Below are 12,719 nucleotides of genomic sequence, written 5' to 3' on the forward strand. Positions count from 1 at the left end.
GTCGCCGGCGGCCAGGCGACCCTCGACGACGGTGCGCACGAGGTGGCCGCGCAGGTCGAAGACCGCCAGGGACACCTGCGCGTCATGATCCAGCGAGAAGCTGAACTTCGTGCTGGGGTTGAAGGGGTTGGGGTAGTTGGCGCCCAGCAGCGTCGCGAGCGCGGGCGGAGCCGCGGTCGGGCCGCCGTTGGCCGCGCCCGGGGTCCCCAGGTCGCCGGTGCCGAAGACCGCGGTGCTCTCGGCCCAGTTGGTGCCGACGTTGTTGTCGCCGACGCCGGACCAGGCCATCGAGGCGCCGGTCGGATCCGGCCACACCGGGCCGCCGTCCCACATCACCGCGTCGACCTCGCGGGCGAACGTGTCGACGAGGATCAGCTCGTCGTCGGCGTTGCTCAGCAGGACGCCCGCGTACTGGTAGAACAGCGTGACGCCCTCGCCGGCCATGACCGTCGCGTTCACGCCGAGCACCTTGTACTCGCCGGGGTTGATGACCAGCGGGCCGCCGTTGTCGATCACGTGGCTGTCGAGGCCCGTGTCCATGATCGTCCAGCCGTTGAGGTCCACGGCCGTCGTGCCCGCGTTGCGGATCTCGAACCACTCGCCGTCGGTGTCGGCCAGGAGCAGCGGGTTCTGCATGACCTCGGTGATCTCGATCCGCGGCAGCGGGCCCAGGTCGCTGATCGCGGCGGTGGAATTCGCGGCGATCGGGTTGCCGGCGACGTCCTGGACGTCGTTCACGCGCACGGTGTGCGGCGTGCCGCTGAGCGAGGCGGCCACCGTCAGCAGGACCTGCGAGGCGTCGGTCTGCAGGACCGCGGACACGACCGCGACCGTGTTGCCGGGGACGGCGGTCTGGTAGACCTCGTAGTTCCCCTCGTCCTCGGCCGTCAGGGCCGCGACGGCCTCGCTGAACTGCACCAGCACGTTGACGGTGCCGTCGAGCGCGGCGTTGACCAGCGTGGGCGGCGTCACGTCCGGGCCCTGGCCGTTGTTCACCAGGTCCGCGGCCAGGCCGGCGATGATCTGCCCGGCGTTCGCGTAGGTGCCGCCGGCGCCGGCGGCCTCCAGTTCGTCGCCCACCAGCCAGGTCTCGAGGCCGGGGGCCAGGTCGTCGTCCACGCGCACGACCACGGGGCCGGAGCCGTCGTCGATCGTGAAGTTGTGGGCGGGGTTGGTGCCGGTGGTGACGGAGATGGCCGTGATCGGGGCCACGGCCGCGACGTAGCTGCCCTCGTTGGCCGCGGCGGCCGCGGCGCCGGTGGTCTGCAGGGCGGGCGCGAGCGGCGTGTTGCCGCCGCTGACCAGCTCGACCTCGTAGTTGACCAGCTCGACCGTGGTGCCGAACCAGTACGCCGTGCCGGTGACCTTCACGATGTTGCCGGTGGCGTTCAGCAGGGCCGCGCCGGTGCTGCGGGTCGTGCCGAAGATGTTCAGGCCGCGGCCCGCGGTGTCCTGGATGTAGGCGCTGACGGTGACGCCGTCGGCCTTGTAGTCGCCGGGGATGTAGACCTGGCCCTGGACCATGATGACGTCGCCGGCGTAGCCGAGCGAGTCGGCGTGCACCGAGGCGATGGGCGTGATCGCCTCCGGGGCGACGGTGTAGCCGTAGAAGCCGGTCGCGGGGCTGGTGCCGAACAGGCCGTCGTTGTCGGTGGCCTCGACGAAGTACTCGACCAGGGAGCCGTCGGCGGCCCCGGGGATCGTCCCGGCGTAGGTCGAACCCTCGGACAGGGTCATCACGGCGGACGTCGCGCCCGCGCCGTTGACCTGCCAGTACAGGCGCACCTCGGTGACCGTGCCGTCGTTGTCGGTGGCGTCGGCGTAGACGGTGACCGCTTCGCCCGGCGTCGGCAGCAGGCTGCGGTGGTAGACGTTGGCCACGTCGGGGTCCTGCAGCATGACGCCGCCGTTGGAGACGCCCGGGGACGGCAGCTGCACGACGTAGGAGGTGGTGACCAGCGGGCCGCCGGCGCCGTCGGGGCTGCGCTGGCAGGATTCGTTGGCGCCGTTGGCGTTGCCGTTCTCGTCGATCTGAGGCTGGCCCGGGGTCAGCGTGGCCAGCAGGACGAGGTCGTCGGCGTCGGCGGTGTCGTAGACGATGGCGTCGACGAGGTTGGTCGCCGTCACCGGCGTGTTGTTCGGGAAGTCGGTGCCGTTGGCGCTGTAGAGGGCGACGGCGTCCTGGCCGTTCTGCAGGAAGTTGGAGCCGAAGATGATCGAGGGCGTGGGCACGACGCCGGCGTTGCCGAGCAGGAAGAAGCCGTTGGCGTCGAGGCTGTACCCGTCGAGGTCGTACGCGGCGTACGACAGGTCGTTGGAACCGTTGTAGAACACCAGGACCAGGCCGTTCAGCGACTGGCTCGGCGTGCCGTACAGCTCGACGAATTCCAGGACGTCGGTCGACGGGGTGTCGGCGTCGGTCTCGTTGATGAGCACGTCGGCGCGGGCCGAGAAGGCCGCGGCCAGGACGAGCAGCATGGCCAGGATGACGCGGAGACCGGAGTGTCCGCCGTTTCGTGAGGTGTGCATCGCCATCATCTCCTGTTGTCTTGGTGCCGTCGAGCGAAGGGCAGGAGCCGGGAAACTACCTGGAGTCTAGCACATCCGGACCGGCCGCGGCGGGACTTTGAACGCGGGGATCCAGGTGCTAGATTCGGGGGATCTCCGCACCCGTGGCCCAACCCGGAGCCGCCGCCATGAAGAAGATGCCGCTCGTCCTGGTTCCCGCCCTGGGCCTCGTCCTCTGTCTCGCCCCGTTCCCCGCACCCGCCGCGGACACGCCCCTGCCGCCGGGCGACCGCCCGCCCCCGACCGCGTTCACGCGCCTGGAGGACGCCGGCGACGCCGAGGCCCATCCCGGCGCCGACCTGGTCGTCGTCTTCGAGGAAACGGTCAACCGGGTCGCGCCCTCGGGCGTCACCGAGGTCGACGGCTACCGCCTGACCAAGGTGCTGACCCCCGCCGGCTGCCGCGACCGTTCCGTGCTGACCTGGCGCTACGACCCGCAGAGCAGCCGCGTCGAGGTGCGCGAGGTGTCCGTGCTGCGCGACGGCGAGCGCCTCCCCGTCGACGTGGCGGCCGTGCGCGACCTGCCCGCCCCCCAGTCGGCCATCTACTGGAGCGACCGCATCATGCTGCTGCAACTGCCGCGGCTGCGTCCCGGCGACGGGATCGAGGTACGCACGCTGCGCAAGGGCTTCACCTACGCGCTGCTCGGCAGCGACGACGACGCAGACGACGACGCCCGCTTCGTCCCGCCGATGCCCGGCGAGTACTTCGACATCGTGCTGTTCGCCGAGGACGCGCCCATCCTCGAGAAGCGCTACGTGCTGAGCCTGCCCGCGGGCAAGCGCCTGCACGCCGAGGTCCACAACGGCGCTTTGTTCTCCTCCGTCACTTACGACGCCGAACGCACCGAGCACGCCTGGTGGGGGCGCGACCTGCCCGCCCTGGTCCACGAGACGCGCCAGCCCGCCGCCAGCGACTTCGCGCCCAAGGTGGTCATGGCCACGGTCGCGGACTGGGAGAGCAAGAGCCGCTGGTTCTTCGACGTGAACCGCGGCCAGTTCGACGCGACGCCGGAGATCCGCGCCAAGGTGGACGCGATCCTCGCTGCAGCTGGCCTGACCGGCGCCGCACCGGAGCGCAAGGCCGAAGCCCTGCTGCACTGGGTGGCCCAGAACATCCGCTACAGCGGCCAGACGATGGGTCCGGGCGAGGGCTTCATCCTGCACTCGGGCGCGATGGTCTTCGAGCAGCGCAGCGGCGTCTGCAAGGACATCGCCGGCATGCTGGTCACCATGCTGCGCGCCGCCGGCCTGGACGCGCAGGCGGCCATGACCATGGCCGGCAGCCGCATCGAGGACGTGCCCGCCGACCAGTTCAACCACTGCGTCACCGCCCTGCGCCTGCCCGACGGCTCGTTCCGCATGTACGACCCGACCTGGGTGCCCTACGACAACAGCATCTGGTCCTACTCCGAGACCGAGCAGCACTACCTGGTCGGCTCGCCGGAGGGCTCGACCCTCGACCGCATCGCCTACAGCCCGCCGTCGGACTCGCCGCTGCACGCGGTCCACCGCGCGACCCTGGCGGCCGACGGCACCCTGACCGGCGAGTTCGAGCTGACCGGCCGCGGCGTCATGGACGGCCGCCTGCGCGGCCTGGCCAACGCCCGGCGCGACGAGCTGGCCGCGGTCTTCGCCCGGGCCCTGGCCGCGGTCAGCCCGCGCGTCGAGGGCGTGCGCGTCACCCACCGCCGCACCGACGACTTCGGCGGCGACATGCGGATCACGGTCGCCTACCGCATCCCCCGCTACGCCCTGCCGGTCGACGGCGGCCTCGAGTTCCGCAGCCCGCTGATGCAGCTGACCCTGCACGACGGCACGCTGTTCCGCGCCGGCGCCACCGCCTGGGAGGACGAGCGCGCGACCGACGTCCTGCTCTACTTCACCCAGCTGCTCGACGGCCAGGAAACCATCCGCCTGCCCCGCGGCTGGCGCGCGGCCGACGCCGAGCAGCCCGACGCGGTCGACGAGACCTACGCCGCCTTCTCGGGCGCGAGCCGCCTGGACGGGAGCGACCTCGTGATCACCCAGCGCTTCGAATCCCGCCGCCGGCAGGTCCCGCCGGACGGCTACCCTGGCTTCAAGAAGGCCGTCGACGCCGCCCGCGCCTGGGGCGACCGCGTCTTCCGCGCCGAGAAGGGGGGCGCCCGATGAAGCGCGCCTGCCTGCCTTGCCTATTGATCGCCCTGCTCGCCGCGCCCGCTCTGCTCGCCACGCCAGCCCTGGCCGACTCCCCGGGCCTCTCCTCGGGCCGCGACCTCGACGCCCTGCTGGCCCGCGCCCGCGCCCGGCCCGACTTCGCGCAGCTCGACGCCGTCCTGCTGTGCGAAGCGCGCGCGACGACCGTCACCCCGGACGGCGACCTCGCCGAGCGCACCCACCAGGTGGTCTGGATCGCCACGCGCAGCGGCCTGCAGACCTACGCCGACCTGCGCGTGCCCCACCACGCCGGCACCTCGACGCTCGCGGTGCTGAAGCTGCGCACCTGGCGCGACGGCCGCTGGTGGCCCGACGCCGAGCGCATCAGCCCGACCGCCGTGGTCGAGACCCTGCCCTACGCCCTGGAGCACGCCGCGGACTACGCCGACCTGCGCGAGACGATGCTCCTGCACGACGGCGTCGAGCTGCCCTGCCTGCTGGAAACCGAATACGAGATCGTCGAGCGCGGCGGCGCGCTGCCCGGCGCCGACGGCGCCTGGCTCCTCGCCCGCCGCGACCCCGCCCTGGTGAGCGAGTTCTCGCTGACGGTGCCGGAGGGCGTCGCGGTCCGCCACGCCGAACGCCGCGGCGCCCCGTCGCCGACCATCGTCTCGGCCGGCGGCGCCACGACCCTGACCTGGCGTCTCGAGGACGTGCCCGCGCGGGGACTGCCGGTGCTCGCCGCCCCGCAAGCCGCCGCGCCCGGCATCCTGTGGTCGACCTGGGAGAACTGGCAGGCGCTGGGCAACGCGCTGTCTCGGGGCTTCGAGGACGACGCCCTGCCGCCCGACGCGCTGCCCGGCGACTTCCTGCTGGGCGCCGCGCTGCGCGACACGCTCGACGCCCGCCTCGCCGGCGCGCCCGACGACCGGGCTCGGGCGCGCGCGATCGCGAAGCTGCTGGACGAGGGCGTGCGCCCCATCCACGTCGACGACCGCCCCTGGCGCGCCGCGACCCGCTCGCCGGCGCGCACCTGGGAGACGGCCTACGGCCACGGCCGCGACCGCGCCGCGCTGGCGACCGCCTTGCTGCGTGCCTCCGGCCTGGCCGCGGACCTCCTGTACCGTTCCCGCAGCGGCCTGCCCATCGCCCCCGAGGTCCCGTCGACCGCGGAGCTGGACGGCCCCTTCGTCGAGATCGCCGGCGCCGGCCTCAAGGCCGTCTACGACCCCGGCACGGGCCGGCTCGACGAGACGCCGTCCGCCTTCGTCGGCCCGCAATGGCGCTGGCTCGACGGCTCGACGCAACCGTCCACCCAATCGGCGGTCGCCGCCGCGGGCCGCCTCGTGATCGAGATCGCGCTCACTCCCGCCGACGACGACGGCTGGCGCGGCACCGGCACGCTGCTGACCGACGGCCTGCTCTCGGCCCACGACCGCCTGGCCGGCCTCGACGCCGACGCACGGGGCCACCTCGGCGCCGTGGTCGCGTCGGTGCTCGCGGGCGCCGAGGTCGTGAAGGCCAACCCCGCCACGCTGCGCCCGGAGTCGGTGGTCTACGGTTTCGACCTCACGCTGCCCGCCGCCGAAGCCGACGACTTCGACCGCCGCCCGCTGTCGCCCGGCGACCCGCGCGACGGCCTGCTCTCCCTGTTGCCCACCGACGTCCACCTGCACGACGAGACGCGCACCACCCCCGTGCTGTCGCCCGGCGACCTCACCCAGATCATCCGCCTGACCATCTCCCCGGGCGACCGCGAGATCGTGCGCCTGCCCGAAGCCCGCGAGCTGGTCAACGACGCCGGCAGCTTCAGCCTGCGCGTGTCGCAGGAGCGCGGGCGGGTCGTGGTCGAGCGGGAGTTGAGGATCTTGGGGGGAGAGATGGCGGCTGGGGGGTGGGGGGCGTTGCGGGCGTTGCTGCTCGAAAACGCCGCCCCCGAAAACCGCACCATCGGGGTCCGTTAGTTCTGGCCGCGACATTGGGTCTGGCCGCAATCCGCTCCAGGCCCACTTAGAATAAGTATATATATGTACTATTAAATGTATAAATATAGATATTATTAAGCCAGACCCAATTTCGCGGCCAGAACCAACGGTTGACGAATCGTGCGAACTTGGGATAAGGTGTTGGCGCTGGTAAAAAAGTCAGGACCCGTCCAATCGGACCAGACACCCACCAGCAACTCCACCACACTGTCCTGAGGGGGATAGCATGAGCTTCAAGAGAACGATCGTGTTGGCGCTGATCGTGGCGCTGGCGGCGAGCGCCGCCATGGCCGGGACGCCGAAGACCGACGGCCGCACGGACATCGAGACCTTCCAGCAGATGAACCGCATCCACGGCGATGCCTTCACCTCGCGCGCGGTGTTCCAGGGCTTCGAGGGTGGCGTCATCCCGGCCGGCTGGACCCAGACCATCGTCAACCCGGCCCGCACTTGGTCGGTCAGCAACGCCACTTCGGTGGGCTCGCTCGAGGGCGCCTACTGCGCCTACGTCGGCTACGACCTCACGGTCTACCAGAACGAGACCATCTCGTTCTCCCAGCCCGTCAATGTCGCCGGCGGCGAGTCCGTGCTGAGCTTCTGGATGGCCGGCGCTCTGGGCACCTCCTGGGACCTGAACGTCGCTGAGACGGTCGAGGTCAACGGCATCCCCGTCTTCGACTTCGACAGCAACGTGACCGCCCACATGACCTACGAGCAGTTCTTCGTCGACCTCGGCGCCTACGACGGCACGACCGTGACCATCACCTTCCGCTACCAGGGCGTGGACGGCGACCTCCACGTGCTGGACGCCGTGATGGTCGACGACGGCACCGGCTACTCGCCGCCGCCGCCGCCGCCGCCGCCGGCGAACGACACCTGCGCGACCGCCATCGACCTGCAGGCGCAGGGGCTGACCTCGTTCCAGGTCGACCTGTGCCTGGCCAACGGCGACTACAGCGCCCCGAGCGGCGGCTGCACCGGCTACACGTCGGCGGGCAACGACGTCGTGTACAAGATCTACCTGGCCGCGGGTGAGTCCTTCATCGCGACCGAGACCGGCGAGCACGACTCCGCCCTGTGGCTCGTCACCGACTGCGCCAACACGGCCGGCACCTGCGTTGCCGGCGCCGACGACACCTTCGGCGGCGACACCGAGGTCCTCTCGTACGCCGCCGCGTCGGCCGGCTGGTACTACCTGATCGTGGACGCCTACGGCACCGGGGCCTGCAGCCTCACCACGGTCACCATCGAGGCTCCCGTGAGCAACGAGGACTTGAGCTGGGGCAACCTCAAGACGATGTACCGGTAATCTCCGGCACGCGTCTCGTCGTCCTTCGGTGCGAAGCCCCCCTCCCGGACGGGAGGGGGGCTTCGTCTTCCTTGCATCGCCGGGCGATCGTGGGCATCCTGTGGGTATGAAAAAGATGAACGCATCCCCGAAGCGCCTGCTGCTCGTGATCGCCGGCTCGCTGGTCCTGCTGGTCGCCGGCCTGCTGATCTTCTTCCCCGTCGGCAGGGTCAAGACCCTGGCCGCGAGCCGCGCTTCCGCCGCGCTGGGCAGGGAGGTCGCCATCGACGACGCCCGCCTGTCGCTGCGCGGCGGCCTGGGCGTGCGCCTGCAGGGGCTGCGCGTCGGCAACCCGCCCGGGTTCGGGGGCGAGCCGCTGGCCGCGGTCGAGGCCGTGGACCTGCGACTGCGCCTGCTGCCGCTGCTGCGCGGGAGAGTGGAGGCGGATCGCCTGGTCGTCACCGGGCCCGTCCTGGACCTGCGGCGCCGGGCCGACGGCGCCGACAACTTCACCTTCGCGTCGCCCGCCGCCGGGACCGGCGGGGGCGGCAATGGCGGGGACAACAAGCCCCCCGCGATCACGCTGGACCGCGTCACGATCGTCGGCGGCCGGCTGGCCTTCGCCGACGAGGCCGCCGGCGCGGGCGTGCGGCTGGCCGGGCTGAAGCTCGAGGCGAGCCTGGCGACCGACGCGACGGGCCGCAGCGTGGCGCGGGGCGAGTTGGGCGCCGACAGCCTGCTCGTCGACGTCACCGCGCCCCTGCCGGCGCTGCCGGTCTCCCTGCGGTTCGACCTCGCGTACGACCGGGCCGCCGCGCTGCTGACGCTGGCGGAGTCCGCCCTGTCCGCGGGGCCGCTGCGCTTCAAACTGTCGGGCGACGTCGCCCGCGGCGACGGCGACGTCACCGCGCACGGGCGGCTGGTCTCGGACCGCATCACCGCCGCCGACCTGCTCGGCCTGCTGCCCGCCGACCGTCGCGAAGCCCTGGCCGCCTACCGCCTCGCGGGCGACGTCGTCGTGGAGGCGGACGCGAGCCTGGAGCCCGGCCGCGCGCCCGCCTACGCCGCGACGGCCGCGCTGACGGACCTGGTCATGAGCGGCGGCGAGCTGCCCGGCGAGCTGAGGGTGGCGTCGGCCCGGGCCGACCTGCGGCCCGACAGCCTGCACGTCGCGGTGACGAAGGCCTCGTTCGGCGGCCGCCCGCTGCAGGGCGACTTCTCGGTGACGCGCTTCGCCGAGCCGCGGCTGCGCGGGAGCGTGAGCGGCGAGGTCGACCTGGCCTACGTGCAGCCCTTCCTGCCGCCGGGGCGCGGGGCCGCGATCGCGGGCGTGCTCGCGGTACGCGCCGAGCTGGACGGTTCCGTGAAGCAGCCGGAGCGCCTGCTGCGCGGCGGCGAGGTCGTCGTCACGCGGATGACCTACCGCGACGCGGTGCTGGGCGAGCCGCTGACCTCGCTGGACGCGAGGCTGACGCTGGCTCCCGACGCGGTGACGATCGCGAACTGCGTCGCCCGCTTCGGCCGCAGCGACGTGTCCCTGACCGGCCGCCTCGCCGACCCCTTCGCGGCCCTCGCCGACGACCCGGCGCGCCGGCCCGTGCTGACCTTCGCCGCTCACGCGCGGCGCTTCGACATCGACCGGGTCTTCCCGGCCTCCAGTCCGGCCTGGGCGAAGCGGGGATCGGCGGCGGCCGCTCCCGCGCCGCGGGATTCGCTGACCGCCCGCCTGCCGGACCTGCGGGGCACGGGCACGCTACGCGCGGACTCGCTGCTGTACGGCGGGGTCGCCTTCACCGGCGTGACCGGCGCCGCGCGCCTCGTCGACCGCCGGATCGAGGTCTCCGACGTGAAGGCCGACGCCTACACCGGCAAGGTGACCGGCAGCACGACCGTGGACCTGAACGACCTGAACCGGCCGACCTTCGGCGGCCGCTTCGCGGCGACCCGCATCGAGGCCGACGACTTCCTGTCGCGCTTCACGCCGCTGAAAGGGCTGCTGTTCGGCAAGTTCGACCTGACGGGGACCTACGGCGCCGCCGGCCGCGACGGCGCGACGGTGCGCAACTCGCTGACCCTGGACGCGGGCGCGAAGATGGACGAGGGGCGCGTCGTGACCAGCGGGCCGGTGCACGCGGCGCTCTCGGCGCTGGCGACGAAGGCGGGCAGCTCCTTTGCTCAGAACCAGACCCTGCGCACGCTCGCCGCCCACGTCGTGGTGCGCGACGGCCGCGTCGGCCTGGACACGCTCGCCACGCGGCTGGGCGACCTCGGCGAGCTGGTTTTCGGCGGCGGCTACGCCTTCACCGGCGAGCTGGACGCCGCGGGCGGGCTGCTGCTGAGCGAGGACCTGTCGCGCAAGCTGCGCAATCCGGGCGGCGTGGTCGGCAGGGTCACCGACCTGCTGGGCGGCGGCGGCGGCGGCGCGCCGGTCGCGCGCTTGGTGGTGCCGCTGCGGGTCGGCGGCACGCTGACGCAGCCCTCGGTCGAGCTGGACGCCGCGGCGGCCCTGAAGGACGTCGCGGGCGGGGCGGCCGCGCAGGCCACGCAGGGCGCCCGCGCGCAGCTGCGGCGCCTGCTGGGTTCCGGCAAATAACTCGCTGCGGCGCAATCCTTTGAAAACAATTGACCTGCGCCTGATTGACGGCGCCGGGACCGCGGTGCTAGCCTCCAACTGAACAACCGATTTCTATGAAGGGAGGTGGCCAGGACAACTCGATCCCGTCGCGGGTCCGCGACGGGACGCTGGAGGGCGCCCTGTCGTCGACGACCCGCTTCGCCCGACCCGTCCCCGCGGACGGGACGCAACCGGAGAAGGGGGTATCCCGATGCGTCTTCGCAACACGCTGCTGGCGACCGTCGCGTTCGCGACCCTCGCCGTCGCCGCCGCCCAGGCGGACGACTTCAACCCGCCGCCCTGGCGCGACGGCCCGCTGACCGTCGCCGCGGAGTGGGAGTTCATCGGCCAGGACCTCTACGACATGCCGCCCGACTACCTGAACACCGTCGGCGACGGCATTCACGTGTTCAACCCCGGCTGCTTCACCCACGCCCACTTCGAGAACTGCTTCTGGCAGCCGGACCCGGCGAACCCGGCCGACGGCCGCGTCTTCACGACCGACGCGCCCGGCCGCATCCTGTTCTTCCTGTGCAACTGGATCGACTACTACCCCTACAAGTACATCTGGGTGCAGATCACCTACGGCGGGATGGGGACGCCCTTCGTCCAGGAGGTCATCGCGCCCAACCCCGGCACCAACGAGTGGCCCAATCCGCTGTACGGCCAGCACGTCGAGTCCGGCGGCGTTCCGGGGTTCGCCACCGAGTACTGGTACCTGTCGTTCAACCCCGACCGCGAGTACGTCAACGTGATCCTGCCGCCGAACACCTGGATCGACCAGGTGTGGATCGACACGATCTCGACGTTCGTGATCTCCGCCGAGGACATGAGCTGGGGCGGGATCAAGTCGCTGTACAAGTGACGCCGCCTGCGCCCGGCGCGAAGAAGGGAGCCCCGCGGGGGGCTCCCTTCGCGTTCCCGCCGCAGCGGCCGCTCAGATCTGGAAGAGGTACTGCAGCTTCATGAAGTACTGGCGGTCGGTCAGCCGCCAGTCGCGCACGCCGTCGTGCTCGGGGTCGAGCGGCGCGTAGTCGCGGGTCGAGCCGACGTAGAAGATGCTGAAGGGGTTGAGGCGGTAGGTGACCAGCGGGTCGGCCTCCCACGTCTCGTCGAAGTCGTCGTACTGGAGCACCAGGCGCAACGACAGCTCGCGCGAGACCTGCACGCCGAGGCGGGTGCGCAGGATGTAGCCCTTGAACAGCATCGCCTCGGTCTCGTCGTCGACGCTCTGGATCCAGCGCCAGACCACTTCGGCCTGCAGCCGGTCGGCGGGGCGCAGTTCGAACCAGAACGAGGCGTTGGATTCGCGGCCCATGACCGTCTCGCGCCGCGCGATGCGGTGCCCGTGGCTCAGGCTCAGGCCCCCCTGCAACGCGCTGGAGGGGACGGCCTGCAGCTCGAATTCCGTGGCGTCGATGCCGTCGAACCAGATCCCGCCGAAGAGTTCGTTGCTCTTCATGTGCGAGAGCTGGCAGAAGAGCTGCGACTGCCGCACGCGCGCGCCGACGCCCGCCCAGATCCACTCGTCCTTGCGCGCGTCGGCCATGTTCCAGACACGGCCCGCGTTGACGTTGGGCTGGATCCACTCCAGCAGCCGCGAGTCCTCGTAGCGGAAGACGCGCGAGGCCGACGCGACCGCCTCGCGGCGGTCGTTGCGGGGGATGAAGCCGTTGTCGGCGCGGAAGGTGGGGCTGTAGGACCAGTAGTCGACGTCGAAGTCCCAGAGGCGGTCGTTGTACTCGAGGCTGGTGTAGAGGCCGCGCCCGTCGTACTTCTCGCCGTCGAAGACCGCCGTGCGCTTCCCGCGGTCGAAGGTCAGGCCCTCGAGGCCCGCGGTCAGGGCCGGGTCGTCCGGCTCCTCGGTGCGCGAGGCCAGCGCCTGCCACTCGAACTGCAGCGAGGGCGTGATGCGCACGCGGCCGTCGATGCCGCCCAGGGTGCCCGCGCCGCCGCCGTCGATGCGGCGGTCGGTGGCCAGCAGGCCGATGCTGGCGCCGTCGCCGAGGGCCTGCTGGACGCGCAGGATGTTCGAGGTGCTGCGGCCGCCGGCGGCGAAGGCGCTGACGTCCTCGAACGGCAGCGTGAAGGGCGAGACCTCGTCGCGCGCGACCAGGTAGGCGACG

The 12,719-nt window shown here is 71.9% G+C and carries 7 protein-coding genes; 5 read left to right on the plus strand and 2 right to left on the minus strand.

Annotation, left to right across the window (positions count from 1 at the left end; genetic code table 11):
- A partial coding sequence (locus Q7W29_00920) for a lamin tail domain-containing protein (protein ID MDO9170377.1) occupies positions 1-2,529 on the minus strand: 2,529 nt, incomplete at its 3' end.
- A 167-nt stretch (positions 2,530-2,696) separates the two neighbouring features.
- Here Q7W29_00920 and Q7W29_00925 point away from each other — a divergent pair.
- The 5 genes from Q7W29_00925 (at position 2,697) to Q7W29_00945 (ending at position 11,458) form a co-directional block, all read left to right on the plus strand.
- Complete coding sequence (locus tag Q7W29_00925; GenBank protein MDO9170378.1) at positions 2,697-4,721, plus strand: DUF3857 and transglutaminase domain-containing protein; 2,025 nt, start codon at positions 2,697-2,699, stop codon at positions 4,719-4,721.
- Positions 4,718-6,670 carry a DUF3857 domain-containing protein gene (locus tag Q7W29_00930; protein MDO9170379.1) on the plus strand — a complete coding sequence of 651 codons (1,953 nt, stop codon included), beginning with the start codon at positions 4,718-4,720 and terminating at the stop codon, positions 6,668-6,670. The genes Q7W29_00925 and Q7W29_00930 overlap by 4 nt, the downstream gene beginning before the upstream one ends.
- A gap of 247 nt (positions 6,671-6,917) precedes the next feature.
- Positions 6,918-8,000: a choice-of-anchor J domain-containing protein gene (locus tag Q7W29_00935; GenBank protein ID MDO9170380.1), complete on the plus strand. Its 1,083-nt coding sequence runs from the start codon at positions 6,918-6,920 to the stop codon at positions 7,998-8,000.
- A gap of 115 nt (positions 8,001-8,115) precedes the next feature.
- Positions 8,116-10,572: an AsmA family protein gene (locus Q7W29_00940; GenBank protein MDO9170381.1), complete on the plus strand. Its 2,457-nt coding sequence runs from the start codon at positions 8,116-8,118 to the stop codon at positions 10,570-10,572.
- A gap of 232 nt (positions 10,573-10,804) precedes the next feature.
- Complete coding sequence (locus Q7W29_00945) at positions 10,805-11,458, plus strand: hypothetical protein (GenBank protein ID MDO9170382.1); 654 nt, start codon at positions 10,805-10,807, stop codon at positions 11,456-11,458.
- Positions 11,459-11,530: 72 nt separating this feature from the next.
- Here the strand turns inward: Q7W29_00945 and Q7W29_00950 are convergent.
- Positions 11,531-12,719: hypothetical protein (locus Q7W29_00950; GenBank protein MDO9170383.1), on the minus strand; the 1,189-nt coding region annotated here is incomplete at its 5' end.

Source organism: bacterium (assembly GCA_030654305.1).
Lineage (GTDB): Bacteria > Krumholzibacteriota > Krumholzibacteriia > LZORAL124-64-63 > LZORAL124-64-63 > PNOJ01.

Excerpts from the sequence above, each read along its gene's own strand:
- Q7W29_00945 (MDO9170382.1), top strand. The coding sequence starts at position 10,805 with ATGCGTCTTCGCAACACGCTGCTGGCGACCGTCGCGTTCGCGACCCTC.
- Q7W29_00935 (MDO9170380.1), top strand. The coding sequence starts at position 6,918 with ATGAGCTTCAAGAGAACGATCGTGTTGGCGCTGATCGTGGCGCTGGCG.
- Q7W29_00925 (MDO9170378.1), top strand. The coding sequence starts at position 2,697 with ATGAAGAAGATGCCGCTCGTCCTGGTTCCCGCCCTGGGCCTCGTCCTC.
- Q7W29_00930 (MDO9170379.1), top strand. The coding sequence starts at position 4,718 with ATGAAGCGCGCCTGCCTGCCTTGCCTATTGATCGCCCTGCTCGCCGCG.
- Q7W29_00940 (MDO9170381.1), top strand. The coding sequence starts at position 8,116 with ATGAACGCATCCCCGAAGCGCCTGCTGCTCGTGATCGCCGGCTCGCTG.